The following is a 27,000-nucleotide window of genomic DNA, read 5'->3' on the forward strand; positions in this document are numbered from 1 at the left end:
AAGGCCTCCCCCAGACCGAGGGGCGCTCGGTCAGAGCGCGTCGAGGACCTCCGCGACGCCGTCGTCGACGACCGGTGCGGTCGACCGCGTGGCGACCGCCTTCACCTCGTCCGGCGCCTGACCCATCGCGACCGCGAGACCCTCGGCGCCCGCCCAGGCGAGCAGCTCGATGTCGTTGCGGCCGTCGCCGACCGCGACCACGCGCGACCGCGGGATGTCGAGCGCGTGCCGCACCCGCTCCATCGCCGTTGCCTTGCTCACGCCGTCCGGCGAGATGTCGAGCCACGCGGTCCAGCCGATCGCGTAGCTGACGCGCTGGAGGCCCATCCGGTCGACGATCGAGAGGAACTCCTCGGTGTCGTGCTCGGGCGACACGACGACGACACGGGTCGCGGGATGCTGCAGAAGCTCCTCGAACGGCACCTGCTCGGCGTTGACCAGCTCCCAGTCGGTCATACCCTCGGTGTACCGGCGGAACCCGGTCGGCCCCTCCACCATGAAGCTGCCGCTCGGGAGGTGCGGCCGGATGGTCTCCAGTACCTCGGTCGGGTCGAACACCTCGATGAACTCGCGCCGGTAACCGCCCTCGAGGGTGTCGTCGCGCTTCATCGTCAGGGCGCCGTTCGCGCAGACGACGAACTCGCTGGTGAGGCCGAACTCCTCGTGGATGGGTCGCGCCGTCTCCCAGCTGCGTCCCGTGGCCAGCATCACCTCGTGGCCGGCATCGCGCACCCGGGTGACGGCTGCGCGCACGGCGTCGCCGACCGTCTCATCTTCATGGATCAACGTGCCGTCGACGTCGAGCGCGATCAGCAGGCGGGAGTCGTCGCTCACGAACGCGTCGGCTCCAGCAGCTCCAGTCCGCCGAGGTACGGGCGCAGCGCCTCCGGCACGCGCACCGACCCGTCCTCCTGCTGGTGCGTCTCGAGGATGGCGACCAGCCAGCGCGTGGTGGCCAGCGTCCCGTTCAGGGTCGCGACCGGCGCCGTCTTGCCGCTCTCGGTGCGGTAGCGGATGTCGAGGCGGCGTGCCTGGAAGGTGGTGCAGTTCGAGGTCGAGGTGAGCTCGCGGTAGCGCCCCTGGGTGGGGATCCACGCCTCGACGTCGTACTTGCGCGCGGCGCTCGAGCCGAGGTCGCCCGCCGCCGTGTCGATGACGCGGTAGCTGAGTCCCAGCGCCTGCATCATCTCCTCCTGCCAGCCGAGCAGCCGCTCGTGCTCGGCCTCCGCCTCCTCCGGGCGGGTGTAGACGAACATCTCCAGCTTGTCGAACTGGTGGACCCGGATGATGCCGCGGGTGTCCTTGCCCGCCGAGCCGGCCTCGCGCCGGTAGCAGGTCGACCAGCCGGCGTAGCGGATGGGCTCGTCGACCTCGATGATCTCGTCGGAGTGGTACCCGGCGAGCGCGACCTCGCTCGTTCCGGTCAGGTAGAGGTCGTCGTTCTCGAGGTGGTAGACCTCGTCGGCGTGGGCGCCGAGGAAGCCGGTGCCCTGCATGATCTCGGGCTTCACCAGGGTCGGCGTGATCAGCGGGATGAAGCCGTTCTGCAGGGCCTTGTCGAGCGCCATGTTCATCAGCGCGAGCTCGAGCCGCGCTCCGATGCCGCGGAGGTACGAGAAGCGGGCGCCGGCGACCTTGGCACCGCGGGCCATGTCGATCGCGCCGAGCAGCTCGCCCAGCTCCAGGTGGTCGCGCGCCTCGAACGGGAACTCGGGGATGTCGCCGACCGTCTTGAGGACGACGAAGTCGTCCTCCCCGCCCGCCGGGACGCCGTCCACGATCGGGTTGCCGATGCTGCGGACCAGCTGCTCGAACCGGGCATCCGCGTCGTTGGCGGCCTGCTGGGCCTCCTTCACGCGACCGGCGAGCTGCTGCGCCTGGGCGACGAGCTCCTTCTTCTGCTCCTTCGGCGCTTTCGCGACCTGCTTGCCGAACGCGTTCTGCTCGGCGCGGAGTTCTTCGAAGGCCGTGATCGCCGCGCGGCGCTCGATGTCGGCCTGGATGGCCTCGTCGACGAGCTGCACGGAGTCGCCCCGGGCCTCCTGGGAGCGCCGGATGATGTCGGGGTTCTCACGGAGAAGTACGGGATCGATCACCTGACCAGCTTATCGACCGATGCCGAACAGGTAGCGTGATGTGCGTGAACGGACGGGACGGGGAGCAGCGCCGCGTCGCCGCCGTCATCTACAACCCCGTGCGGGTCGACGTTCCGCGCGTCCGGGCGGCGGTGGAGACCGCCGCTGCCGGCCGGTTCGAACTGCTCTGGCTCGAGACGACGCCGGAGGAGGGCGGGCAGTCGCAGGTCGGCGAGGCGCTGGCCCGGGGCGCGTCCCTCGTGCTCGCGGCGGGCGGCGACGGCACCGTGCGCGCCGTGGCTGAGGCACTGCGGGGACGGGATGCCACCCTCGGCATCATCCCCGGGGGCACCGGCAATCTTCTGGCGCGGAACCTCGGCATTCCGATCGCGAGCGTCGAAGCGGCGTGCGCCGTCGCGTTCAGCGGCCGCGAGCGGCGGATCGACATCGGCGTCGCCGTGGCGCACCGCCCGGACGGGCCGGCGACCGAGCACGCGTTCCTGGTGATGGCCGGTGTCGGGATCGACGCGGCGATGATCGCCAACGCCCGGCCGCAGCTGAAGCGCCGGTTCGGTTGGCTGGCGTACGTGGACGCCGCTTTCCGTGCTCTGCCGAAGGCGTCGAAGGTCCCGGTGCGTTACCGGCTCGACAACGGACACGAGCGGTCGGCGCACGTGAGCACGATCCTGGTCGCGAACTGCGGCGCGTTGCCGGGGAACATGGAGCTCATCCCCGACGGCGAGCTCGACGACGGTCTCCTCGACGTGGCGATCGTCCAGCCAGCGACGGTATTCGGCTGGCTGGCGATCTGGCGCAAGGTGACCTGGGAGAACCGCGTCCTGCGGAAGTCGAGCATCGGTCGCCGGATCATCCGTTTCACCGACCGCGCGATCCGCACCCGGCTCAGCTACCTGCGCGGCGCCTCGGTGCAGCTGGCGGTGGATGCGCCGGAGCCGTTCGAGTTGGACGGGGACGCGTTCGGCGAGATCCTGCGCCTCGACCTCCGGGTGGACGAGTTGGCGCTGCGCGTGAAGGCCCCGGGCATCCGGGTCGGCTGACGCGGCCACCGCCCCGGAATCCGGGAGGGCGACCGCGCCGCTCGGCCTACGCCTTCGGCGTCAGGGTCAGCACCTGCACCGCGCCGGTCGCCGTCCGCAACCGCACGGTGTCGCCCGGCTTGACCGTCACGGTCACGTGGTACACCCGGGTGTCCTCACGGTTCTCGAACCAGACGTACCAGCCGTGTTCGCCGTTGACGTTCGCGACGTACGACCCGTTCACCTCGGCCGCGACATCCGGCGTGGTGTGCAGCGTGGCCAGCGGAACGTGGATCTGCAGGTCGGCCGAGGTCCCGCCGAGGGAGACCAGCGCGCCGGTCACACCCTGGAAGTCGCGCGGCGCCTTCAGCACCGCGCCGACGGCCCGGCCCTGGTAGCCGAGGCCGGCCAGGTTCGGGTGCATCGAGGTCGGGGAGAGCACGAAACCGGAGAGGGTGATCCCGTCGATGTACGGCGTCGTGCTGCAGACCGAGTGCTCGGCGGTGTCGGCCAGCAGCGAGACGTATTCGGCGCCCGCGGCGCGGACCGCAGCCTGGGTGCGGGTGTCGAGCGTCGACTGGACCCCGTGGAAGTAGTCCAAGTCGGTGGTCGCGAACGGCAAGGCCGGCTTGCTCGAGGTCAGCGGCGAGAAGCAGCCTCCTGCGGGTGTGTGGGCGGCATCCGGCATGAGCGTGGGGTAGCCCACCACGACGACGCGGGCGTTCGGCGCCTTCGCTCGGATGCGGGTGACGGCCTCGCCGACCGCCGGAGCGACGACCCCGGCCGCTTTCGCGCTCAGGGTGTCCACGCCGCCGACCGTGTACTTCTCACGGCACGACTTCTCGCCGCTCCACAGCGGACCGTCCGCGGAGGCGGCCAGGCACGAGCGCAGGATGGCCGAGAACCCGAGGTCGTTGCCCCCGATCGAGAGGGTGACCACCTGAGTGGATGCGCTGAGCGCGTCGGTCTGCGCCGGGATCGCGCCCTTCGCGGCGAAGAGGTCGGGGATCGTCGCGCCCGAGCAGCTCTGGTCGTTGGCGATCAGCCCGGCACGCCACGCGGCTGTGCGCGGGTAGTTCGCCACGGACTGGAGGCACTCGGGGTACGCGCCCGTCAGGTGGTCGAGTGCCTGGCCGGCGACGTACGAGTCACCGAGCGCCACGTAGGAGCCGGGACCGGGCGTCGCGGCGGCCCCCTGCGCCGGGACGACGACGGCGGCCGCGGCCAAGCCGAGGACGGCGGCCACGGGCCAGGCGCGCCGGGCTCGCCTCCGTCTCGGCGATCGTGCGCTGGTGTTCGGAGGGGTGTCTCGATCCATCTGTGGACTCCTTGCCTGTCGAAGGTGGCTTCACCTGGACAGAGAGGTCTACGGGTCGAATCATGACGAGGAACGCCCGAAGTCGCGCCTATAGAGCGGAAGTCAGGCGCAAAAGGAACCGATCTGCGTCAGATCCATGGTTGTGTCGTGGACGCCGTGGTGTGTCGGCGGCGTCTTTGCGTTCGGTCGGAGCGGGAAGACGTGGTACCCAGCATCTGCGAGTTGTCGAGCCGTGAGCGTACGGCGGCGTTTTGGAAGGAAGAGCGCTTCAACGGTCGCCCCCCGCCTCGGCGCTTGGCTCGTCGTCGCTGGACAGCAGCGTCACAAGTCGCTCGACGGAATCGTCGGGAAGAGTTGCAGGGGAAGAGTCCGTGCTTGTGCGCACACTGGCCTCCGAGGGAGAAGCCAGCGAGCGGAACCTACTTGCCAGATCGTCATGAGCGGCCTCACCCGGAGCATTACCGACGGGGCTGTTACGTCCGAAAGACGGCTCCACCACGAAAACACGCCATGGCACAGCGGCACATGATTCGGGTCCCCCAGAAGTGGGAATGGCAACGCCGCACCACCTTCCGACAATGTCGGAAGGTCCGAATAGAGTTCCGCCAACGGGGGTTACGGCATGTCCAGACTGATCGACTTCAACATTCCGCCTTACCTGCCCAATCGGCGGGGCGGCAAGCTGTCGAGCTACGAAGTCAAGGACAACAAGAACGGCAAGCCGGGCGAGGTAGTCCTCTTCTGCGGCCCCGAGGAGGTCGCGGCACAACTCGTCGACACGTTCGGTGAAGCGTGCAGGCCGCGGGAACTGACGGACAAGGGTCGCAAGAAGTGGACGCACGCATTTGAATTCTCGGCCGGTGTTCCCGACTCGGCCACGGCTCTCCTGGACTTGCTTACCCAAGTGGTAAGCATTCCGGCACCAAACTATGTCGACCATGCCATTGCGCTCGATTGGTACACCGTCCCTGACGAGGACGATCTCGTACACACGGACATGGGCAACTGCATCAACTGGACCAAGCACGCGACACACCCTGAGTGGAGCAACTCGCGACGAGCGCGAGCTCGGATGCTCCGCCAACTGGTTCTTTTCATCCAGGAGCACCCGCTCTACGCCGACGCCACAGCAATCATTGCTTGTCCCGGCCATGAGGCCGACGGGCAGAGTTTCGGTGAAGTGATGGCGCGCGAGGTCGCTGCGAAGGTCGGGATTCCGTTCGTCGAGTCCCATTCAGCCGGTCCGCGCCCCGCCCAGAAGGAAGTGAAGCAGGATCTATCAGAAGCCTTTACGGTTGACGGCGCCCTGTCCGGGAGGGTTATCGTCGTGGACGACGTGTATCAGTCGGGCGGTAGCGCTCGTGGCGCGGCGGCAGCAGCCCTACGCGCTGGGGCGAGCAGCGTAGTCTCACTCGCAGTAGCCAGGACAATCAGAAACTAATGAACTCAGAGCTCCTTTCACTCAGACTAGCGTTGCTCGCCTTCGAGGTTCTTCGAACCCCGGGGCGGATCACCGCTGCCCTGAGAGCAGGGGGTCGAGACGCCATTGAGCGTGCCGCCGAGTCCGCGCCTGAAGCAGCGTTGATCGACGCCAAGGTCAAGGCGGGTGAACTTCATGCCGATGGAGTCCGAGCCATGTTGTTCGGCGATGGGGACTTCCCGCGATCCCTCGTTAGTGATGGCAAACCGCTCATGCCGATCCTGTTCTTCCGCGGCAACAAGGATCTGTTTTACGCGGACGGTGTGGGCATGTGTGGGTCACGTCATGTGACGCCGCAGGGCCTCGCAGCAGCAGACCGATGCGGAACGGCCGTGAGCCTCAGAAACCTGACGATCGTGTCTGGATACGCCAAGGGCGTGGACACCGCGACGCACCTCGCAGCGCTCAGGAACGGCGGAAGCACAGTCATTGTCTTGGCCGAAGGCATCGACCACTTTAGAGTGAAACGCGAGTTTGCTAAGGACTTCGACGCAGAGCGAACTCTCGTCATTTCACAATTCTCGCCTTCGCAGCCGTGGCAAGCACACGCCGCTATGGCGAGGAACAGCATTATCTTCGGCCTATCAAAGGCGCTTGTGGTCATAGAGGCTGGCGAGAAGGGTGGCACTCTTGCTGCTGGCGAAGGCGCGATGAAGCTCGGCCGCCCTGTGATGGTGGTTGACTTCGGAGACGCCACGCCAGCGGGCAACAAGAAGCTACTGAACGACGGAGCGACGCCGGTGCGTTCCACCGCCGCATTGCACGCGTTCCTTGATGATCTGGCGAGCCGCAGAACAGTCGCTGAAGCAGTTGCTCTGTTCTGAGTCCTCTGGGGATCTCCGTCCTCCAGAGAAACCAGCCTGTCCGTGGTGCTCGCTAACCTCTTGACATGGCATCCTTCTCCGAGCGCTACGGCTACAAGCCAGTCCGCACGCTTAGTCAGCGCGAGAGTCTCGATGACGAGACGAGAATCGACCTCTGGAACATCGTGGCAATCACGCCGAATGTGTTTGAGGACGCGCCATACGCGGACGCCACAGAAGCCAACTTGATTGGAGCCGTCTGGGTTTGGCATTTCAGGAAACCCCGCGACGAGATGCCTTCCACGAGGTCGTTTTGGAACCTCTTGAAGACCACAATTCTGACTGCGGAGTGGAACGAAGTGTTCGACCTCTTGGAGGATTTCGTCCACTACCTTGACCGGAACAAGTCGTTCCATTTCGAATCATTGCCGGACACGATTGCCGAGGCCCTCAACAGCCGCTTCGAGGACAATCTCGTCGGCTACCGGTTCATCGGCCACAAAATCACCCCCGTGGATTCTGCCACTGAATCCGAGGCCGTTTCAGAGGCTCTGGCCGACGCCGACCAGATCAAGGGGGCGCGTCACAGTCTCGAACGCGCGGTCGATCTGCTGGCGGACAGGGCCAAGCCGGACTACCCAAACTCCATCAAAGAATCGATTTCCGCTGTCGAAGCAGTGGTGAAGAAGGTGACGGGCGAAGGTCAACTTGGTGCAGGCCTCAAGAAATTGGAGCAGGCGGGTCTGACGATCCACCCAGCACTCAAGGAAGCGTGGTCGAAGATGTATGGCTGGACGTCCGACGCCGACGGCATCCGCCACGCTGGAATCGAAGCAGCTGACGCCGACCAGGCAATTGCAAAGTACATGCTGGTCACATGCTCGGCCTTCGTCTCCTATCTGATCGAGGCCGGGCGCAAGACCGCACTATTGACCTGAGACGACGGTAACCGTTCGCGCGCGAGAGGTAACCAGAAACCAACCGGAGCGATACCTAGGATTCACTTCATCCTAGGTAACGACTGAATCGTCACGATGATCGCAAATAAGGCGAAGATCGCGGCGCCAGAGAGAGCCAACAAGACACCGAAGCTGCGACACACCCGAGCGGGCGAGTCAGCCCACCCCGCGGAGCACGCACAGAGTCTTCGGGGTCGGGGTGAGCTTCGACGCGACCGTCCACCGAGTTTCGGCCTGCGGTTCCACCGCGACCTTCGTGTCGCCCGTCCCGAGCACGGTGCCCTTGTCGCTCGTGAAGAAGATGGTGACCGTCAGTTCGACGGGGGCGTCGGTGGTGTTCTTCGCCGTCCCGGTCGCCTTCCAGCCGCCGGCCGCCTTCTCGCATGACGAGACGGTGACGGCACGGCGCAGTTCGGGAGTGTTCGGTACGGCGGTCGGCACCTCCGTCGCCTGCTGAACCCCGGCGGGCAGGCCGTTGACGTCGGCGGCGGCCGACGGCGAGGGGGTGGCCCTCGGTTCGGGCGAGGCAGTGCAGCCGGCGAGCAGCGGGAGGGTCCCCGCGACCGCCAGCATGCCGACAGCGAGACGGGCGGGGAAGGGAGTGCGGCGCAACGTCACGGTGGATCCTCTCTCGCGTCGGTCCGACGGGTCGTCGACATCGTCGAGAGCCGTCGGCCTGGCCGCAGTGTATGGCGACCTCCGCACGCTCCGAGAGACAGCTGTGCCCGGCGTCATCCCGCCGGGGCGTCGTCCTCCGGAATCGCATCCCGCATCCGCCGACCGGAGAGCGCGGTCAGGAACAGCAGGCCGACAAGGGTGAGCAGGCCGACGGTGATCAGCGGCCCCGCGAGCATCCACCCGAGCTGGGCGAACACCAGCGCGCCCACGTCGGTGCTGGGCGTCGGGCCGCTGTACGACGACGTCACCGAGACGGCGTAGAGCACGATGCCGAGCACGACGAACCCGCCGCCGATGAGCCAGAGGGCGAGGATGAAGGGGTTGCGCCGCGGGTTCAGCTCGACGCCCGCGAGCGAGCCGGCGGAGGCGACCACGACCGTCTGAGCGGCGGGCGCCCCGGCCTCCAGCGGATCGGGCAGGGCGGGGCGGCCCTCATCGAGCGAGAGCGCCGCCTCCTCGTAGGGGGTCAGCGGTTCGGAGGGCGTCGCGGGCGCAGCGTCCTCACGCGTTCGCAGCAGCGACGACGGCCGGCGGTAGGCCGAGTCGGGAGCATCGGCACGGACGCGCGTGCGGGCGCGCTCGCCCGGCTGCGGCTGATAGCCGCGCTGGAATGCGGGGTCGAAGCGCGGGTCGAATTCGCCCGCCCGACCGCTGTCGTCACGCTCGTCTGCGACCATGATGACCTCCCGGCTGTCCTGTTCGGCAGCCTACGCCGACGCGCCGCCCTGCGCGCCTGCCGGCCGCTCCTCGTCGGTCAGGGAGGCCAGCCACTCGCGCGCCTCGGTGAAGACGTCGTCGCGATAACGCTGGTCGAACTCCACCCGCTGACCGTCTGCCCGCGGGTACGAGCCGAGGAACATCACGGACGGGCTGAACCGGCGGAGACCGAGCAGGGCGTCGGCGACGCGCTCGTCCGCGATGTGGCCGTCCGCGTCGATGACGAACCGGTACCGGCCGAGCGCGTCGCCGATCGGGCGCGACTCGATGAGGCTCAGGTTGATCCCCCGCGTGGAGAACTGCTCGAGGAGGTCGAGGAGGCTGCCGGGACGGTCGTCGGGAAGCTCGGCGATGAGGCTGGTCTTGTCGGCTCCGGTCGGCTCCGGCACGCTGCGCGTCGTGCTGACGAGGACGAAGCGGGTGACGGCGTTCGGATTGTCGCCGATGTTGTCGGCGAGGACGACCACGTCGTGGTGGTCGACGATCCCGGGCGGCGCGACCGCCGCATCCGCCGCGCTGCCCTCGAAGAGCGATGCGGCCGCGGCGACGTTGCTCGACGCCGGCAGGTGGCCGTGGTCGGGGAGGTGACGGTCGAGCCACTGGTGACACTGCGCGTAGGCGACGGGATGCGCGTTCACGGTGTGCACGTCGGCGAGGGTCGTGCCCGGGCGGGCGACGAGGACGAAGTTCACCGGCACGAGGTACTCGCCGATGATGCGCAGGCCCGGGATCGTGGCCAATGCGTCCTGCGCCACCGACACCCCGCCCTCGATCGAGTTCTCGATCGCGATCATCGCGGCGACGCTGCGGCCCTCGACGACGTCCGCCAGCGCCTCGCCGAGGTTGTTGACGGCCCGCCACTGCTTGCCGCGCGCCTCGGGCACCTGCTTGAGGGCCGCCTCCGTGAAGGTGCCCGACGGTCCGAGGAAGCTGTACACGTCGTCGAGGGAGGCGGGCAGCTCCGCGGGGGCGCTGTCGGGGGCGGAGGACATGCCGCTCAGCTTACCGAGCCGTTGGCGCGGCTCCCGTGCCGTGGAAGAGTAGTCACCATGGACGAACGAGCCGGCACCCCCGCCCAGCCTTCCGACCTGATCGACGTCGACGCCCTGCGGCGCGCGTACTACGAGCTGAAGCCGGATGTGAGCATCCCGGAGCAGCGCGTGGTGTTCGGCACGTCGGGCCATCGCGGCTCCTCGCTGAACACGGCGTTCAACGAGGACCACATCGCCGCCACCACGCAGGCGATCGTCGAGTACCGAAACGGCCAGGGCATCACCGGCCCGCTGTTCCTCGGTGCGGACACGCATCTGCTGAGCGAGTTCGCGACGACCACCGCCCTCGCCGTGCTCGTCGGCAACGAGGTGCGCGTGCTGGTCGACGAGTTCGACGACTGGGTGCCGACCCCCGCCCTGTCGCACGCGATCATCCGCTACAACCGGGGCGGCCATGACGACCAGGCCGACGGCATCGTCGTCACCCCGAGCCACAACCCGCCCTCGGACGGCGGCTTCAAGTACAACCCGCCGCACGGCGGCCCGGCCGATACCGACGCGACCGGTTGGATCGCGAAGCGCGCCAACGAGATCATCGCGAACGGCATGACCGAGGTGCGGATGGCGGAGCCGTCGGGCGTCGAGACCTACGACTTCCGCGGCCACTACGTCGACGACCTCGAGAACATCATCGACGTGAAGGCGATCCGCGACAGCGGCATCCGCATCGGCGCCGACCCGCTGGGCGGCGCGAGCGTCAACTACTGGCAGGCGATCGCCGAGCGCTACGAGCTCGACCTTACCGTCGTGAACCCGGAGGTCGATCCGACCTGGGGCTTCATGACGCTCGACTGGGACGGCAAGATCCGGATGGACCCGTCCAGCCCGTCCGCGATGGCCTCGGTCGTCGCCCGCCGCGCCGACTTCGACATCCTCACCGGCAACGACGCGGACGCCGACCGCCACGGGATCGTCACGCCCGACGGCGGTCTGATGAACCCGAACCACTACCTCGCTGTCGCGATCGACTACCTGTTCCGTACGCGCACCGAGTGGCGGAAGGACGCCGCGGTGGGCAAGACCCTCGTGTCGTCGTCGATCATCGACCGCGTCGCGGAGTCGCTCGGCCGTCGGCTGTGGGAGGTTCCGGTCGGCTTCAAGTGGTTCGTGCCCGGCCTCATCGACGGGACGGTCGGCTTCGGCGGCGAGGAGAGCGCCGGCGCCTCCTTCCTCCGCTTCGACGGGACGGCGTGGACGACCGACAAGGACGGCATCCTGCTGGCCCTGCTCGCCAGCGAGATCCGGGCCGTGACCGGCAAGTCGCCGTCGCAGCTGTACCGCGAGCTGACCGAGCGGTTCGGCGACCCCGTGTACCAGCGGGTGGATGCTCCGGCCACGCCCGAGCAGAAGGCCGCGCTCTCGAAGCTCGACGGTGACGCGATCACCGCGACCGAGCTGGCCGGCGAGCCGATCACGGCGAAGCTGAGCCGCGCGCCGGGCAACGACGCGCCGCTCGGCGGCGTGAAGGTGCAGACGGAGTCGGCGTGGTTCGCCGCGCGGCCCTCCGGCACGGAGAACGTCTACAAGATCTATGCCGAGTCGTTCGTGGGCGAGGACGACCTGCGCGAGGTCCAGGACGAGGCGAAGCGGATCGTCGGGGACGCGCTGGGCGCCTGACTCAGCGTCGCCCCGCCGTCAGCCGGGGTAGGTCTCGCCGCCCGGGAGCCCGAAGAACTCCTCGAGAGTGGTGACGCCCGTGGTGTGCAGCTGCGTGGAGAGGAGCACTCCGACGTAGCGGAAGTGCCACGGCTCGTACGTGAAACCCGTGACGGCGACCTTGTCGGCCGGGTAGCGGAGGATGAATCCGAAGCGCCAGGCGTTCGCCGCCAGCCAGCGGCCCTGCTCGGTCTCGCCGAAGCAGGCGTCGAGAGAGCAGTGCGCGGGGACGGCGCTGATGTCGACTGCCAGGCCCGTCTGGTGCTCACTGTGCCCCGGGCGTGCGGTGTCCGTGTCGGCGTATGCCTGCCCGTTCCGGGCGACGTCGTCGGCGTACACGCGCGTCTGCGAGTCGAAGGAACGATAGGCGCTCTGGATGGAGAGGCTCAGGCCCGCCTCCGACTTCGCCGCCTGGAACATGGCCACGACGGCGGCGGCCGTCTCCTGCCTCATCGGCTGGTCGTTGAGATTCGGCAGGTCCGGGTAGATGAGGTCGGTGGGGGCGTAGTCCGCCGGGTTCAGCCCCCGCGCCTTGTTGACCACGACCCAGGGACTGGCCGGATCGTCGGTCGACTGCGCCGTCTTGTCGAAGGGCACCGGTGTCGGCGTCGGCGGGAGGGTGGGGGTCGGACGCGGCGGCCGGGGCGACGGGGCGGAGCGGTGAGGTGTCGGACGATGCGTCGCACCGGCCGCCGCGACAGAGCCGGGGACGCATCCCGAGAGCACGAGCATCGCCACGAGCGCGCCGCCGATCACGGCGGCGCGTCGCATCCCCACCCGCCGTTCGCGGGCACCCCCCAGAGTCACGCGATGAGCATAGCTCACGCGCGTGACGCGGCCCGGCGGGTGTGGCCGGAATGCCGACCGCTACTTGGAGAGGCTCCAGAAGTGGCCGATGCCACCCGGGTGGTCGACCGTGATGGCCTCGTCGAGGTCGCGGTAGTCGCTGTCCTCGTTGTGGCCCACCATCTTGATCTTGATCTGGCCGTTCACGTTCTGCACGGCGGACACGATCTGGACGTGGTCGAGCGAGTTGTTGTCGTTCCAGTCGAACATCACGATGTCGCCGACCTTGATCTTGTCGCGCTGGTCGAACGAGTACTCGGTGAGACCCAGCTTGGCGGCGTTCTCACGGAAGTAGTTGTCCATGGCGGGGACGTATCCCCACGCCGGGCTCCAGTCGGCCGCGGCGTCGTGGTTGTACCAGTCGCCGTTCATCTGCCAGCCACGGGCGATGAGGGTCTGGCTGACGAAGTTGGCGCAGTCGCCGCCGACGGGGTTGAGGTCGCCGTACTCGGCCGTGTTGTAGTTCTTCCAGTAGGTGAGCGCGTAGGCGAGCTGCTTGTCGACCGGCGTCTGCACCTGGTAGTCGTACGTGGCGGCGGTCGTCGTCACGGGCTTGCCGCTCTTGTCGGTGACCGTGATGGGCACGCTGCCCGCCTGGAAGTTGGCGGCGGCGGGCACCGTGACGACGACCTTGTCGTCGGTCGCGTGGGTGACGGTGGCCGGCTGACCGCCGACCTGGACCGCGGCGACCTTCTCGAGGTTGGAGCCGGTGAGGGTGACGGTTCCGCCGGAGACGCTGCCCGCGGCGGGCTGCACCGACGACACGACGGTCGCGGACGGGGACGGCGTGGGCGCGGCGGCCTGCGCGACGGCTTTCGTGACCGGCGACGGCTCACCGGCGCATGCCGTGAAGACGAGCGCCGCGGAGGCGGCGACAGCGGCTGCGGCGAGGATGCGGCGGGGACGGCTGAGAGATCTCATAGAACTTTCGAGGCGATTTAAGAGACGGTCGGGGGTCGGCGTTTCCAACGTACGCCTTCTATATATGCGTCACCTGGATGGGGGCCACCTGCGTTCGTTTTCCGCCACACGGAGAGCGCGGTTTCCCGCTGATGGCAACGCTGCCACCGTCCCCTGTTCGCCGCTGGCGAACGGGTAAGCGTGGTACCTCCCGCATGCGTTGTGAGTATCGAGGCAGCGGGTGTAACTTTGCAGTCTCCGCAAAATTCTCTTTGCCCCACACCGGTGTGACGTTCCGCGTGCCGGGCGTCCCCACACCCGACTCTCGACACGGAGACAGATGTCCAGTCAGACCAGCGCGGCGACAGCCGCACCCAAACCGATCATGTCGCATCGCGAGATCCTTCTCGTGATCTTCGGCCTCATGGCCGGCATGTTCCTGTCCGCCCTCGACCAGACGATCGTCGGCACGGCGATCCGCACCATCGGCGACGACCTGCACGGACTCAGCGAGCAGGCGTGGGTCACCACCGGCTACCTGATCGTCTCGACGATCTCGACGCCGATCTACGGCAAGCTCTCCGACATCTTCGGCCGCCGGCCGCTGTTCGTCATCGCCATCCTGATCTTCATCGTCGGATCGATCCTGGCGTCGTTCTCGACGTCGATGGTCGAGCTCGCGGCCTTCCGTGCCATCCAGGGCCTCGGCGCCGGCGGTCTGATGTCGATGCCGCTCGCGATCATGGGCGACATGCTCGCACCGCGAGAGCGGGCGAAGTACCAGGGCTACTTCCTCGCCGTCTTCGGCATCTCCAGCCTCATCGGCCCGCTCATCGGCGGACTCTTCGCCGGTGCGGACCAGATCCTCTGGATCACCGGATGGCGCTGGGTCTTCCTCATCAACGTGCCGATCGGCCTCGCCGCGCTGGCCATGGTGCTGCGCTTCCTGCACCTGCCCAAGCGGGAACGCGGATCCGCCCGCATCGACTGGTGGGGCGCGGCCGGCGTGATCGTCGCGCTCGTCCCGCTGCTGCTGGTGGCCGAGCAGGGCCGCACGTGGGGCTGGGACAGCCCGGCCTCCATCGCCTGCTACGTGATCGGCGTCATCGGAGTCATCGCGTTCATCCTCATCGAGATCGCGATGAAGGACGACGCGCTCATCCCGATCAAGCTGTTCCGCTCGAGCACCTTCTCGATGGCGACCATCATCGGCGTCTTCGTGGGCTTCGGGATGTTCGGCGCCATGCTGACCCTGCCTCTGTACCTGCAGCTGGTGCTCGGCTCGACCCCGACGGAGTCCGGTCTGCAGCTGCTGCCGATGATCCTCGGCCTGATGGTGTCGTCGATCGTCTCCGGCCAGATCATCGCGCGCACCGGCCGCTACCGACAGTTCCCGATCATCGGTACCGCGATGCTCGCCGGCGGGTTCTTCTACCTGACCTTCATCAAGGCGGACGACTCGTACTGGTTCATCGCGGGCGCCATGCTGCTGATCGGCCTGGGCCTCGGCCAGCTGATGCAGACGCTGACCATCGCCAGCCAGAACTCGGTCGGCCTGCGGGACATGGGTGTCGCGACCAGCGCATCCACGTTCTTCCGGCAGATCGGTGGAACGCTCGGCACGGCCGTCCTGCTGTCCCTGCTGTTCACGGTGTTCCCGACGAACATCAAGACGGCGCTGACCGACACCCCGACGCTGACCAGCGCTCTGGATGCCGCGCTCACCCCGTCGGTCGCCAGCGCGCCCGAGAACAAGCAGATCATGGACCAGATCTACAACAAGATCGTCGACCCGATCGAGAAGCAGGCGCAGGCCCAGGCGCACCAGGCCGGTGTCCAGCAGGCGGTCGCCCAGGGCGTCCCGCAGGCCGTCGCCGAGCAAAAGGTGCCCGCCGAGCCGATCGACTTCTCGAACGCCGATCAGCGCAAGCAGGTCGTCGACGCCGTCGTGCCGACGGTCGCCGACAAGCTCAAGACGACGAACAGCGGCTCCAACAGCGCTGACGTCAACGACACCTCGTTCCTGAACGACGCGGACCCGCGCCTCGCGCAGCCGTTCCTCGTCGCCTTCAACGCCTCGGCGGTGACGGTCTACTGGGTCGCGATGATCGTGGTGCTGATCGCCTTCGTGCTGTCGCTGTTCTTCAAGACCCCGCCGCTGCGCGCCAAGTCGGCCCTGCAGGAGGCGGCGGACGACGCAGCCGACGCGGCCGACGCGCAGGCCGAGAAGGATCGGGCGCTCACCCCGGCGGGCGTGCTCGCCTCCGCGGCGGAGGACGACGACGCCGAGGAGTACGACACCGGCATCATCGCCAATCGCGCTGCTGCCGAATTCGGTGCGCTGATCGAGCCGGGTGCGGACACCGCATCCACTCGGGCGCAGCGCCCGCGGCCCGCGGTCGACTAGCGCGACGCTCACGCGACGGCCGTCACCCCTCGGGGTGGCGGCCGTTTCGCATGTCCCGGAAAGACGCGGATGAGAGCGCGACCACGCAGGACTTGACACGAGGACGGGAAGCGATCTACATTCTGTTCCAACGCGTGAGAGCGCTCTCACGCTTTTGCAATGAGAGCGCTCTCAGCGCGCACCAGGCGCACACAAGACACACGCACAAAGGAGTGAACCGTGAAGCTTTCACGACGCACCAGGATCGCCGCGGCCGTCGCCGGCGCAGCATCCTTCGCCCTCATCGCAGCCGGATGCTCATCGAGCGGAGGCAGCGGATCGAGCTCGGACCCCACCACGCTGACCGTCACCACGTTCGGCACGATGGGCTTCGACAAGCTCTACTCGCAGTACGAGAAGGAGCACCCCGGCATCAAGATCAAGGCCACCAACATCGACACCGGTGACAACGCGCTCACCGACTGGCAGACCAAGCAGGCGGCCGGCAGCGGCCTCCCCGACGTCCAAGCCGTCGAAGAGGGCTGGCTCAGCAAGGTCATGCAGGTCTCCGACCAGTTCAACGACCTGAAGGACTACGGCGCGAACGACATCAAGGACCGCTGGGTCGACTGGAAGCTGAAGCAGGCCACCGACAAGAGCGGCCGGATCATCGGCTACGGCACCGACATCGGACCGGAGGGCCTCTGCTACAACGGCAAGCTCTTCGCCGCGGCCGGCCTCCCCAGCGACCGCGAGTCCGTCGCCAAGCTGTTCGGCGGCGACAACGCCACGTGGGACGACTTCTTCAAGGTCGGCGAGCAGTACCACGCCGCCACCGGCAAGCCCTGGTACGACCAGTCCGGCTTCATCTGGAACGCCATGGTGAACCAGCAGGAGGAGGGCTACTACACCAAGGACGGCAAGCTCAACATCGAGGACAACAGCGACCTCAAGGCGCTGTGGTCGAAGCTCGCGGCCGGCGCCGCTGCCGGTCTCTCCTCCAACCAGACCCAGTGGGACTGGGGCAAGGGAAAGGCCTTCACCGACGGCTCCTTCGCCACGTTCGTCTGCCCCGGCTGGATGCTCGGCGTCGTGCAGGGCCAGGTCAAGGCCGGCGGCGGGGATGCGACCAGCGGCTGGGACTTCGCCAACGTGTTCCCGGGCGGCGCGGCCAACTGGGGCGGATCGTTCCTGACCGTCCCGAAGCAGTCGAAGCACCCGAAGGAGGCCGCGGCCCTCGCGGCATGGCTGACCACCGCCAAGTCGCAGGTCCAGACCTTCCAGGCCGCCGGCACCTTCCCGTCGGTGACCGCCGCCCAGACCGACGCGGGCGTCACCGGCGAGAGCGACCTGACGAAGTTCTTCAACAACGCGCCGATCGGCCAGATCCTCGGTGAGCGCGCCAAGGGCGTCGTCGCCCAGTACAAGGGACCGGACGACTCCGTCATCCAGTCGCAGGTGTTCGGGCCGTCCGTCCAGGAGCTCGACTCCGGCAAGGCGAACGGCGACCAGGCGTGGAGCAACGCCATGAAGCTGCTCAACCAGCTGGTCGTCAACAAGTAACCCGAAACCGCACAAGGGCCCCCGCCGTCGCAACAGCGGCGGGGGCCCGCTCCACGGGGAGAACCGCCATGACCACCACCGCACCCACCGCTCGGGACGACGCCGCAGGCGCCGCCGCCCCCGCCGCATCGCCGCGGCGCGGCCGCGCCCCACGCGCCGACCTCAACTTCAGGCAGCGCCTCAGCCGCTTCGACGTCAAGGCGTCGCCCTACTTCTACATCGCGCCCTTCTTCATCCTCTTCGGGCTGGTCGGGCTCTTCCCGCTCGTCTACACGTTCGTCGTCTCACTCAACAACTGGAACCTGCTCACCGGGCCCGGCGAGTGGGTCGGCTTCAAGAACTACGCAGCGGAGCTCAGCGATCCGTTCTTCTGGAACTCGCTGTTCAACACGATCAGCATCTTCCTGCTCTCCGCCATCCCGCAGCTGATCGCCGCCGTCTTCATCGCGGCGATCCTCGACCAGAACATCCGGGCCAAGACCTTCTGGCGGATGAGCGTCCTGCTCCCCTACGTCGTCACCCCGGTCGCGGTGACCCTGATCTTCTCGAGCGCGTTCGACGAGAAGTACGGGCTCATCAACAACATGCTGCAGGCCGTCGGCCTCGACCCGGTGATGTGGAAGACCCAGACCTTCCCGTCGCACGTCGCCATCGCCTCCATGGTGAACTGGCGGTGGACGGGATACAACGCGCTCATCCTGCTGGCCGCCATGCAGGCGGTCCCCCGCGACATCCACGAGTCGGCCGCCCTCGACGGCGCCGGGTCGTTCCGCCGCTTCTTCTCGATCACGCTGCCGAGCATCCGCCCGACGATGATCTTCGTCATCATCACGGCCACCATCGGCGGACTGCAGATCTTCACCGAGCCCAAGCTGTTCAACCCGTCGAGCGCGGTGCCCGGCGGTCCGCAGCGGCAGTACCAGACCACCGTGCTCTACCTCTGGGACATGGCGTTCAACCGTCAGAACTTCGGAAAGGCCTCGGCGATCGCGTGGCTGCTGTTCCTCCTGATCGTGGTGTTCGGCGTGCTCAACTTCCTGATCTCGCGCCGCATCGCCTCGACCGAGAGCCGGCTCAGTAAGAAACGGACCGCGAAACGACTGCAGGCCTCGCGCATCCTGGCCGCAGCGAGCGAGGAGAAGAACCTGTGACCGCCACCGCGCGCGAGACCCGCGCCCCCCGCCCTGTCGCCGGGACCCGACCCGGACGGGCCCCCAAGCGCAAGGCGCTCGGCATCGACCGCCGGCCCGGATTCCTGACCTACGGCATCCTGCTCGCCCTGTTCATCGGCGGCGCCTACCCGCTGTGGTGGTCGTTCGTCGCCGGCTCCAGCGACAGCACCGTGCTCACGTCGACCTGGCCGCCCCTGCTGCCCGGCGGCCAGTTCTGGACCAACGTCGGCGAAGTGCTGAACACCGTGCCGTTCTGGCTGGCGCTCGGCAACTCGATCATCGTCGCGTCGGTCATCACCGTCTCGGTCGTCGGATTCTCGACGCTGGCCGGCTACGCGTTCGCCAAGCTGCGCTTCCGCGGGCGGGAAGGCCTCATGGTCTTCGTCGTCGGGACGCTGGCGGTGCCGACACAGCTCGGCATCATCCCGCTGTTCATGGTCATGAAGCAGTTCGGCTGGACGGGCACCCTCGGCGCGGTCATCGTGCCGACCCTGGTCACGGCGTTCGGCGTGTTCTTCATGCGGCAGTACCTGGTCGACGTGATCCCCGAGGAGCTCATCGAGGCGGCCCGCGTCGACGGCGCGAGCATGATCCGCACGTTCTGGCACGTCGGCGTCCCCGCTGCCCGACCGGCCATGGCGATCCTCGGCCTCTTCACGTTCATGACCGCGTGGACGGACTACCTCTGGCCGCTGCTCGTCGCGCCGCAGAACCCGACACTGCAGGTGGCGCTCAGTCAGCTGCAGTCGGCGAAGTACGTCGACTACTCGATCGTGCTCGCCGGAGCCGTGCTCGCCACCATCCCCCTGCTGATCCTCTTCGTGCTCGCCGGCCGGCAGCTGGTCTCCGGCATCATGGCCGGCGCGGTGAAAGGTTGAGAATGAACCGCACCTGGCCCGACGGCTTCCTCTGGGGGTCGGCCACCGCCGCAACGCAGATCGAGGGCGCCGCCCACGAGGACGGCAAGGAGGACTCCATCTGGGATGCCTTCGCCCGGGTCCCGCAGGCGATCGCCGGCGGCGACACCCCCGAGGTGGCGGTCGACCACTATCACCGCATGCCGCAGGACGTCGCGCTCATGGCCTCCCTCGGGCTGCAGTCGTACCGGTTCTCGACGTCGTGGGCGCGGGTGAAGCCGGGCGACCGGACCGTGAACCCGGCCGGGCTCGCGTTCTACGACCGGCTGGTCGACGAGCTGCTCGGCGCCGGCATCCTGCCGTGGCTCACCCTGTACCACTGGGACCTCCCGCAGGCGATCGAGGAGAAGGGCGGGTGGGCGGACCGCGATACCGCGTACCGGTTCCGCGACTACGCGATCGCCGTGTACGACGCCCTCGGCGACCGGGTCGACCACTGGACCACTTTCAACGAGCCGCTGTGCTCCTCCCTGATCGGTTACGCGGGCGGCGAGCACGCCCCCGGGCGGCAGGAGCCGCGCGCCGGGCTCGCCGCGCTGCACCACCAGCACCTCGCCCACGGGCTCGCCGCCGCTGCGATCCGCTCGCGCGCCACGGAGCGCGGGAAGGGCGACGCGCTCAAACTCGGCATCACGCTCAACCTGACGACCGCCGTGCCGAACGATCCCGCCGACCCGGTGGACCAGGAGGCCGCCCGCCGCATCGACGGCCTGTGGAACCGGATGTACCTCGAGCCGCTGCTGCTCGGCGCCTACCCGGCCGATGTGCTGGAGGACGTGCGCGAGTACCGGTTCGAGGAGCTCGTCCACGACGGCGACCTCGCCGCGATCGCGCAGCCGCTCGACTTCCTCGGCGTGAACCACTACCACGACGACAACGTGAGCGGGCATCCCCTCGGCGCGGACGAACCCGCGCCGGTCGTGCCGACGCCGCGGCCGACCTCGTCACCGTTCGTCGGCAGCGAGTACGTGACCTTCCCGTCGCGGCGCCTGCCCATCACCGCGATGGGATGGGAGGTCAACCCCGACGGGCTGCGCGGGCTGCTGGTGCGCCTCACCCGCGACTATCCGACCCTCCCGCCGCTGTACATCACCGAGAACGGCGCCGCGTACGAGGACGTCGTGTCCGACGACGGCCGCGTGCACGACAGCGAGCGCACGGCGTACATCCTCGCCCACATCGACGCGGTCGGTCGCGCCATCGAGGAGGGAGCCGACGTGCGCGGGTACTTCGTCTGGTCGCTGCTCGACAACTTCGAGTGGGCGTGGGGGTACGCCAAGCGATTCGGGATCGTGCGCGTCGACTACGAGACGCAGGAGCGCACGGTCAAGGACTCGGGGCAGGCGTTCGCCGAGGTCATCGCGGCAGCACGCGCGGAGGGCGTCGCGGAGGAAGTCGCCGCGTCGCACGTCTAGCATGGACGCGAGCGACGAGGAGACCCGATGACGACCGAGCAGATCACGGGCGGGGCGGTGCCGACCCTGGAGGCGGTGGCCGCGCGCGCCGGGGTGTCGCGCGCGACCGTGTCGCGGGTCGTGAACGGATCGCCCAAGGTGACGGCGGAGGTCGTCGCCGCGGTGGAGCGGGCGATCGCCGACCTCAACTACGTGCCCAACCGCGCCGCGCGATCGCTGGCGTCACGGCGCACGCAGGTCGTCGCCCTCGTCGTGCCGGAGTCGACGGCCAAGGTCTTCGCCGACCCGTTCTTCGCATCCATCGTCCAGGGCGTCGCGCTCAGCCTCGCCGACACGGAGTACACGCTCAACATGGTGATCTCGTCGGAGACCACCCCCGACAAGACCCGGCGCTACCTGATGGGCGGCAACGTCGACGGAGCGCTCGTGGTCTCGCACCACTCGGGCGACCACTCCTACGCACAGCTGGGCGCATCCCTCCCGCTCGTCTTCGGCGGACGTCCGGTCAGCGAGACCGAGCACCTCTCGTATTACGTGGATGTGGACAACGTCGCCGGCGCGCAGGTCGCCACCCAGCACCTGATCGACCGCGGGCGCCGCAACATCGCCCTCATCACCGGACCGCAGGACATGCCGGCCGGCCTCGACCGCTTCACGGGCTGGAAGCGGGCGATGGATGCGGCCGGGCTCGACGCCACGCGCGTCGCGTACGGCGACTTCTCACCCGCCTCGGGCTCGGAAGCGATGCGGCGGCTGCTGGCGGAGGGCCGTCCGATCGACGGGCTGTTCGCCGCGAACGACCAGATGGCGGCCGGAGCGTACTCGGCGATCCACGAGGCAGGGCTCAGCATCCCGGGCGACATCGCGGTGGTCGGGTACGACGACGACAGCTTCGGCCTGATGTCGACGCCGCCGCTGACGACGGTGCACCAGCCCTCCATCGGGCTGGGCGAGACGATGGCGCGCGTACTGGTGCGGCGCCTCGCGGGCGAGCACGTCGACCGCGTGACGCTGCTGCCGACCGAGCTGGTGGTGCGTCAGAGCACCTGATGCGCGCCGCGGCCGGCGCGCTTGCGGGCTCGGTAGGCCGCGGCCTTCGCGCGGTCGCCGCAGCCGGCCATCCCGCACCAGCGGCGATTGGATGCGCGCGACGCGTCAAGGAACGGCCGCGTGCAGTCCGTGCCCTCGCACCACTTGAGGTGTCGGGCATTCTCGGGGCGGAACGCGTCCACGGCGGCCCGCGCGACCGCGGCGAGGCAGCCGCTGAGGTCGCCCGTCGTGGTGACGGCGCGGTCGGTCGCGAGGACGGCGACCGGGAGGGGCGCCGCGGCGTGACGCTGCAGCTGCCGGACGGCGTCCGCGTCGAGCGGTTCGCCCGGATCCGTGGTGAGGAGCCGCCAGATCGTCTCGCGAAGGCGGAGGGCCTCGCGGTGGCCGGTGTCGTCGACAGGCGGTGGCGCATCCACCACTCCCGCATCGGCGAACCAGCGGGCCAGCGCCTCAGGGGTCGGGACGCGTTCGACCGCCGTCGTCCGGCGTTCGGCGACGGTCGCCACGAAGTCGAGGGCGAGATTGCCCGCGACGAACTCGAAAGTCACGTCACTATCTTGACAGGTGACGCGACCCGGAGCAACGTGTGGCGCATGAGCGAGCGGAGAGCCGGCGTCATCGCCTACCTCACCTCGGCGGTGACGGCGCGGTCGGCGGACGCGGGGGCGATCGTCGCGGCGGTGCTCGCGGGAACGGCCGTCGGCGGTCCCGCCGCGGGAGGGCTGCTGGCCGCCGCACTCACCATCCCGCACCTGATCGGGCCGCTCGCCGGACGGCTGCTGGATGCGCGCGAGCGGCCCGGGCCCGTGCTCGCCGGCGCCTTCCTCTGGTACGCGTTGTTCCTCGTCGTCGCCGCGGTGACGCTGCCGGCGAGCATCATCGGCGCGGCGGCCGCGCTGGCGGCGGCGGGCTGCGCGGGACCGCTCGTCACGGGAGGGCTGAGCAGCCGGTTGGCGCCCATCCTGGCGGCTCGGTCGACGGCAGATGCGACCGCGGCGGACGCAGCGAGTGTCACCCAGCGGCGCGGACAGGCCCTCGACGCGTTGACGTACGGCGTCGCGGGGACAGTCGGCCCGGCCGCCATCGCCGCCGGCGCTGTCCTCCTCTCGCCCGCCGGAGCTCTGGCCGCAACGGCAGGGCTACTGGTGATCGCCGCGGTCCCGGTGCTCTGGCTGCCGCGCACCCGCCGGACCGCAGCGCGTGCTGCGGGCGGCGGCATCCTTCGAGTGCTGCTGACGTCCGCGCCCCTTCGTCGCACCACCGTCGCAACGGTCGGCTCGGCGACCGCCCTCGCTGCGGCACCGGTGATCGCGGCCGCCCTCGCGTCGAGCCGGGGCGCGGCGCCGTCGTCGGCAGCCCTCCTCATGGCGCTGTACGGCGCCGGCGGGCTGGCCGCGGCGCTTCTGCTCATCGCGCGACCGTTGTCCGGGTCGCCCGAGCGGCTGGTGCGCATCGGTGTCGCGGTCACGGGTGTCGCGCTGCTGCTGCCCCTGGCGGCGCTGCTCGTGCCTTCGGCCGAGACAGCGATCGGCGGTGTGGCGTTCGCGCCGGTGGGAGCATCTAACTCCGCCCTGTTCGCGGCGACCCTCGCCGCCCGCACCGAGTACTCGCCGCCCGGGGCTGCCGCGCGCGTCTTCGCGACCGTCGCCGGGGTGAAGGTGGCCGGGAGCGCGATCGGCGTGGCCGCCGCCGGGCTGATCGCTCCGTTCGGTGCCGGGGTCCTCATCCTCTGCGCCGCAGGCGTCTGCGCCCTCACCCTCACCGCCGTCGCCCTCGACGCCTCGATCGCGTCCCGTCCCTCGCGCGCCGCCCGCTCGTCCCGCACCTCCCTCGCCCCCTGACCCCCACCGTCGAGTCCGCACATTTTGCACACTTCGACGGCGTGGGGCGTGCAAAGTTTGCGGACTCGACGGTGGGGGTCAACGGTGGGGGGCAAGGGGATGCGGAGGGGGCGGGGCGAGCGTACGGTCGCGGCATGCCTACATACACCGCGAAGCGAGCGCTCGATGGCGACGCCGACGAGTACTTCGACTACGTCTCCGACCCGGAGAACCTTCCCGCCTACTTCCCGCGCATGACCGAGGCGCACGAACTGCCCGACGGCAAGGTCGAGACGACCGCCCACGTCGACGCCGACCGGGACGGTACCGACGAGACGGTCACCTCCGAGGCGAACTTCGACGTGGATCGTGCCGCACGCGAGGTGCGCTGGTCGGCTCCCGGACCGCACGACTACCACGGCTCCCTCCGCCTGACCGACGACGGAGTCGAGCTGAGCATCCACACGACGCAGGAGTTCGACGGGATGCAGCAGGCGCTCGACGGATCGCTCGCCAAGATCGCCGAGAACCTGCGCGAGAAGGCCTGACCTACCGGGCGATGTTCGACGGGTTCGAGATCGCCGACGTCGATGTCGGCGAGGCGCGCATCCACGTCCGGATCGGCGGTGACGGACCGCCGATCGTGCTGCTGCACGGCCACCCGCGCACAGGCTCCACCTGGCACCGGGTGGCGCCGCTGCTCGTGGAACACGGCCGCACCGTCGTCGTGCCGGATCTGCGCGGCTACGGCCGCTCGACCGCACCGCCGCCGCGCGCCGACCACGCGCAGGCGTCGAAGCGGGCGATGGCCGAGGACGTCCGCGAACTGATGCATCGACTCGGCCATGACCGGTTCGACCTGGTCGGCCACGACCGCGGCAGCTACGCGGCATTCCGGCTGGCGATGGACCATCCCGAAGCTGTCCGCCGCGTCGCCCTGCTCGACTGTCTTCCCATCGTCGAGCACCTCGACCGCATCACGCCGGAGTTCGCCACCCAGTGGTACCACTGGTTCTTCTTCGCCCAGCCGGACGCTCCCGAGCGCGTCATCACCGCCGACCCGGACTCCTGGTACCACGGCGACCCCGAGGCGATGGGACTCGAGAACTTCGCCGAGCGACGGGAGGCCATCCACCGCCCAGAGGTCGTGCGCGCGATGCTGGAGGACTACCGCGCGGGGCTGACGGTCGACCGGGCCGACGAAGAGGATGACCGCGCCGCCGGGCGACAGCTGACGATGCCGCTGCTCGTGCTCTGGTCACTCCGCGACGACCTCGAGCAGCTCTTCGGCGACCCCCTCGCGATCTGGGATGCGTGGGCCACCGACGTTCGCGGGCACGGGATCGACTCGGGTCACCACGTCGCCGAGGAGGCTCCCGCGGAGCTCGTCGATGCGCTCACCGGGTTCTTCGACGAGCACGAGGACGGCTCCGCGGCGCCCTGATCCGCTAACGGCAGGCGGTCTCCAGCTCCGTCATCGCGGCTGATAGCGTCGTGAGCTGCTCCTTGGCCCGGGCGATCGTGTCGTACGCGCTCCCCGGGTCGGCCGGGGCATCGGTGGACGCGGCCTCGAAGGTCACGATGACATCGTCGAGCGCCGTCATTGTGTTCTCCGCAGCGTCGGCGACCTGCGGGTCGTCGATCGTCACGGCGAGCGCGTGCGCCTCAGCGGAGAGCTCCTGCATTTCCGAGATCGCCTCGATGCGCTCAGCACCTGTGGCCTGGGCGATCCCGCCCATCTGCTCGCTGATGTCGACGACGAGTTCGCCGATCTCCTGGCACCCCGGCTTGTGGAACGCGGACGGCGAGCCCTTCTGCGATGCCGTGTCGACGGCGCTCTGCACGGCGGCCGCGGTAGCGACGACGATCAGGATCGACACCACGATGGTGAGCACGCTCACGACCGCGCCGACGATGATGCCGGACCAGGCCAGACCGCGACCCTTGTCGCCCGTCCGCTTGATCTGGGAAAGCGCGATGCCCCCGCAGATGAAGGCGGCGAGGGGGACGAGGAAGCCTGCGATCAGGGCGATGATCGCCAGGACGTTGGTCTTCTGCGGGCGCGCGTGCGCAGGAAGGCCGGGCGGGATGGGCGGGGCCGAATCACCGGGTGGGACCGACGCGGCGGGTTCGATGGGAGCGGCGGGTCGGGCGTCCGTCTCCGCGGGGGTGGGGGTGTCGTCGTTCATGGGGCCTTCCTGGGCGCGGCAGGCGCGCCGGGCGTCGTAGGGCGGCGCGAAATCACCGCCCACCCGTGCAGACGCACTGAATGTCGGCAATATGACGCGGCTGCGGTCGAGGCGAACACCCGCCCGAGCGTCAGGCCAGGCGGCGGTACAGGCGGTTGCCCAGCGCGGCCAGCACGAACCCGGTCGCCACGATCGCGGCGACGCCGCCCGCGTAAGCGATGAACAGGTGTTCCGTTCCCGACTGGGCCGAGAAGTAGGTGACCAGCAGCGCGATGACCGAGCCGGCCGCGCAGACCGCACCGATCCAGACCAGCGGCCACAGCTTGCTGCGCACCGGCGGTTCGGCACCCGGGAGGTGCAGCCATGAGAGCACGATCCCGGCGAGGCAGCCCCAGAACGCGACGACGAGCATTCCGGCGACGACGTCGCTGGGCCGGTGCCACTGCTCGACCAGGGTGGATGCGCCGGCCGCGATCGCGAAGATCGAGCCGATGACCGCGGCGACCGGGCGGAGGCGCGGCGACGCCACCAGGAAGACGACCAGCGCCGCAGAGGCGGCGACCGCCGTGTGACCGGAGGGCAGCGAGTTGGAGAGCCCGACATCCACGCCCTTCTCGGGCCGGGACAGGATGGTGTACTTCAGCACCTGCGTGCTCACGTTCGCGCCGATGGCCGCTCCGACCGCCACCGCGAAGACCAGCCAGTTGCGCCGGACCAGCACGATCACGATGGCCGCGATCGCTCCGATCACCACCGAGGCGACCGGCAGCGCGTTGAGGAAGGTGTGCGCGAACTCGATCACGTCGCCCTTCCACGCATCCGCCCCCGCGAACGCCCGCTCATCGATCACCTGGCCGATGTAACTCTGCACGAAGACCAGGTAGACGGCGACGAACGAACCGGCGGAGACAAGCGCACCCCAGAAGAAGGGGAGGGCGCGGAGGCTCGATCGCATAGTGCATCCACC

General features: G+C 68.9%; 25 protein-coding genes and 1 pseudogene. 14 read left to right on the plus strand and 12 right to left on the minus strand.

Annotation, left to right across the window (positions count from 1 at the left end):
- Nucleotides 1-30: 30 nt before the first annotated feature.
- Both ABIC47_RS05350 and serS read right to left on the minus strand, forming a co-directional pair.
- Nucleotides 31-834, minus strand: a complete 804-nt coding sequence (locus ABIC47_RS05350) for an HAD family hydrolase (protein ID WP_354478029.1) — start codon at nt 832-834, stop codon at nt 31-33.
- A complete protein-coding gene (gene serS, locus ABIC47_RS05355; protein ID WP_354478032.1) occupies nt 831-2,096 on the minus strand; it encodes a serine--tRNA ligase in 1,266 nt (421 codons plus the stop codon). The genes ABIC47_RS05350 and serS overlap by 4 nt, the downstream gene beginning before the upstream one ends.
- Nucleotides 2,097-2,134: 38 nt before the next feature.
- Between serS and ABIC47_RS05360 the strand changes: the two genes are divergently transcribed.
- Nucleotides 2,135-3,133 carry a diacylglycerol/lipid kinase family protein gene (locus ABIC47_RS05360; protein ID WP_354478035.1) on the plus strand — a complete coding sequence of 333 codons (999 nt, stop codon included), beginning with the start codon at nt 2,135-2,137 and terminating at the stop codon, nt 3,131-3,133.
- A gap of 46 nt (nt 3,134-3,179) precedes the next feature.
- On the opposite strand, the gene ABIC47_RS05365 is transcribed toward ABIC47_RS05360, so the two are convergent.
- The gene (locus ABIC47_RS05365) at nt 3,180-4,430 is read right to left on the minus strand and encodes an SGNH/GDSL hydrolase family protein (RefSeq protein WP_354478038.1); all 1,251 of its coding nucleotides are present in this window, start codon (nt 4,428-4,430) and stop codon (nt 3,180-3,182) included.
- Nucleotides 4,431-4,532: 102 nt separating this feature from the next.
- Nucleotides 4,533-4,649, minus strand: a pseudogene (locus tag ABIC47_RS05370) (bifunctional DNA primase/polymerase); the annotation flags it as partial.
- A gap of 403 nt (nt 4,650-5,052) precedes the next feature.
- Between ABIC47_RS05370 and ABIC47_RS05375 the strand changes: the two are divergent.
- The 3 genes from ABIC47_RS05375 (at nt 5,053) to ABIC47_RS05385 (ending at nt 7,651) form a co-directional block, all read left to right on the plus strand.
- Nucleotides 5,053-5,871, plus strand: coding sequence for a hypothetical protein (locus ABIC47_RS05375; RefSeq protein WP_354478041.1), 819 nt, complete (start codon nt 5,053-5,055; stop codon nt 5,869-5,871).
- Entirely contained in the window at nt 5,871-6,734 is an 864-nt protein-coding gene (locus tag ABIC47_RS05380; protein WP_354478044.1) for a DNA-processing protein DprA, read from the plus strand. The genes ABIC47_RS05375 and ABIC47_RS05380 overlap by 1 nt, the downstream gene beginning before the upstream one ends.
- 65 nt (nt 6,735-6,799) lie before the next feature.
- A complete protein-coding gene (locus ABIC47_RS05385) occupies nt 6,800-7,651 on the plus strand; it encodes an AbiJ-NTD4 domain-containing protein (protein ID WP_354478047.1) in 852 nt (283 codons plus the stop codon).
- A gap of 177 nt (nt 7,652-7,828) precedes the next feature.
- Here ABIC47_RS05385 and ABIC47_RS05390 read toward each other — a convergent pair whose 3' ends face one another.
- The 3 genes from ABIC47_RS05390 to pheA all read right to left on the minus strand — a co-directional run bounded on the left by ABIC47_RS05390 (nt 7,829) and on the right by pheA (nt 10,059).
- Nucleotides 7,829-8,290, minus strand: a complete 462-nt coding sequence (locus ABIC47_RS05390) for a hypothetical protein (RefSeq protein WP_354478050.1) — start codon at nt 8,288-8,290, stop codon at nt 7,829-7,831.
- A gap of 113 nt (nt 8,291-8,403) precedes the next feature.
- Nucleotides 8,404-9,027, minus strand: coding sequence for a hypothetical protein (locus ABIC47_RS05395; RefSeq protein ID WP_354478053.1), 624 nt, complete (start codon nt 9,025-9,027; stop codon nt 8,404-8,406).
- Nucleotides 9,028-9,057: 30 nt separating this feature from the next.
- Nucleotides 9,058-10,059: a prephenate dehydratase gene (gene pheA, locus ABIC47_RS05400; protein ID WP_018192630.1), complete on the minus strand. Its 1,002-nt coding sequence runs from the start codon at nt 10,057-10,059 to the stop codon at nt 9,058-9,060.
- A 57-nt stretch (nt 10,060-10,116) separates the two neighbouring features.
- Between pheA and pgm the strand changes: the two genes are divergently transcribed.
- Nucleotides 10,117-11,736 (plus strand): phosphoglucomutase (alpha-D-glucose-1,6-bisphosphate-dependent), encoded by a 1,620-nt coding sequence (pgm, locus tag ABIC47_RS05405; protein WP_354478056.1) that lies wholly within the window; start codon nt 10,117-10,119, stop codon nt 11,734-11,736.
- Between the two features lie 18 nt (nt 11,737-11,754).
- On the opposite strand, the gene ABIC47_RS05410 is transcribed toward pgm, so the two are convergent.
- Both ABIC47_RS05410 and ABIC47_RS05415 read right to left on the minus strand, forming a co-directional pair.
- The gene (locus tag ABIC47_RS05410; protein ID WP_354478059.1) at nt 11,755-12,582 is read right to left on the minus strand and encodes a M15 family metallopeptidase; all 828 of its coding nucleotides are present in this window, start codon (nt 12,580-12,582) and stop codon (nt 11,755-11,757) included.
- Nucleotides 12,583-12,642: 60 nt separating this feature from the next.
- Nucleotides 12,643-13,542 carry an amidase domain-containing protein gene (locus ABIC47_RS05415; RefSeq protein ID WP_089878881.1) on the minus strand — a complete coding sequence of 300 codons (900 nt, stop codon included), beginning with the start codon at nt 13,540-13,542 and terminating at the stop codon, nt 12,643-12,645.
- A 319-nt stretch (nt 13,543-13,861) separates the two neighbouring features.
- Here ABIC47_RS05415 and ABIC47_RS05420 point away from each other — a divergent pair, with 319 nt between their 5' ends.
- The 6 genes from ABIC47_RS05420 to ABIC47_RS05445 all read left to right on the plus strand — a co-directional run bounded on the left by ABIC47_RS05420 (nt 13,862) and on the right by ABIC47_RS05445 (nt 22,024).
- Nucleotides 13,862-15,928, plus strand: a complete 2,067-nt coding sequence (locus ABIC47_RS05420; RefSeq protein WP_354478062.1) for an MDR family MFS transporter — start codon at nt 13,862-13,864, stop codon at nt 15,926-15,928.
- A 219-nt stretch (nt 15,929-16,147) separates the two neighbouring features.
- The gene (locus tag ABIC47_RS05425; protein ID WP_018192635.1) at nt 16,148-17,470 is read left to right on the plus strand and encodes an ABC transporter substrate-binding protein; all 1,323 of its coding nucleotides are present in this window, start codon (nt 16,148-16,150) and stop codon (nt 17,468-17,470) included.
- Between the two features lie 68 nt (nt 17,471-17,538).
- A complete protein-coding gene (locus ABIC47_RS05430; RefSeq protein WP_354478065.1) occupies nt 17,539-18,621 on the plus strand; it encodes a carbohydrate ABC transporter permease in 1,083 nt (360 codons plus the stop codon).
- Nucleotides 18,618-19,520: a carbohydrate ABC transporter permease gene (locus ABIC47_RS05435; RefSeq protein ID WP_020076363.1), complete on the plus strand. Its 903-nt coding sequence runs from the start codon at nt 18,618-18,620 to the stop codon at nt 19,518-19,520. Before ABIC47_RS05430 ends, ABIC47_RS05435 begins: the two co-directional genes overlap by 4 nt.
- A gap of 2 nt (nt 19,521-19,522) precedes the next feature.
- Nucleotides 19,523-20,974 carry a GH1 family beta-glucosidase gene (locus tag ABIC47_RS05440; protein ID WP_354478069.1) on the plus strand — a complete coding sequence of 484 codons (1,452 nt, stop codon included), beginning with the start codon at nt 19,523-19,525 and terminating at the stop codon, nt 20,972-20,974.
- Between the two features lie 27 nt (nt 20,975-21,001).
- Nucleotides 21,002-22,024, plus strand: coding sequence for a LacI family DNA-binding transcriptional regulator (locus ABIC47_RS05445; RefSeq protein WP_354478072.1), 1,023 nt, complete (start codon nt 21,002-21,004; stop codon nt 22,022-22,024).
- Here ABIC47_RS05445 and ABIC47_RS05450 read toward each other — a convergent pair.
- Nucleotides 22,012-22,572, minus strand: a complete 561-nt coding sequence (locus ABIC47_RS05450) for a CGNR zinc finger domain-containing protein (protein ID WP_354478075.1) — start codon at nt 22,570-22,572, stop codon at nt 22,012-22,014. The genes ABIC47_RS05445 and ABIC47_RS05450 overlap by 13 nt on opposite strands.
- A gap of 45 nt (nt 22,573-22,617) precedes the next feature.
- On the opposite strand from ABIC47_RS05450, the gene ABIC47_RS05455 reads away from it, so the two are divergent.
- From ABIC47_RS05455 to ABIC47_RS05465, 3 genes are all read left to right on the plus strand, one after another.
- On the plus strand, nt 22,618-23,865 hold the full coding sequence (locus ABIC47_RS05455) for a hypothetical protein (protein WP_354478077.1): 1,248 nt from the start codon (nt 22,618-22,620) through the stop codon (nt 23,863-23,865).
- A gap of 134 nt (nt 23,866-23,999) precedes the next feature.
- Entirely contained in the window at nt 24,000-24,392 is a 393-nt protein-coding gene (locus ABIC47_RS05460; RefSeq protein WP_354478080.1) for an SRPBCC family protein, read from the plus strand.
- A gap of 11 nt (nt 24,393-24,403) precedes the next feature.
- Nucleotides 24,404-25,288 carry an alpha/beta fold hydrolase gene (locus ABIC47_RS05465; protein ID WP_354478082.1) on the plus strand — a complete coding sequence of 295 codons (885 nt, stop codon included), beginning with the start codon at nt 24,404-24,406 and terminating at the stop codon, nt 25,286-25,288.
- A gap of 4 nt (nt 25,289-25,292) precedes the next feature.
- On the opposite strand, the gene ABIC47_RS05470 is transcribed toward ABIC47_RS05465, so the two are convergent.
- Together ABIC47_RS05470 and ABIC47_RS05475 are read right to left on the minus strand one after the other, a co-directional pair.
- Complete coding sequence (locus ABIC47_RS05470; protein WP_354478085.1) at nt 25,293-26,033, minus strand: DUF4190 domain-containing protein; 741 nt, start codon at nt 26,031-26,033, stop codon at nt 25,293-25,295.
- Nucleotides 26,034-26,163: 130 nt separating this feature from the next.
- Complete coding sequence (locus tag ABIC47_RS05475; protein ID WP_020076355.1) at nt 26,164-26,988, minus strand: phosphatase PAP2 family protein; 825 nt, start codon at nt 26,986-26,988, stop codon at nt 26,164-26,166.
- Nucleotides 26,989-27,000 lie beyond the last annotated feature (12 nt).

The organism is Leifsonia sp. 563 (genome assembly GCF_040545055.1).
GTDB lineage: Bacteria > Actinomycetota > Actinomycetes > Actinomycetales > Microbacteriaceae > Leifsonia.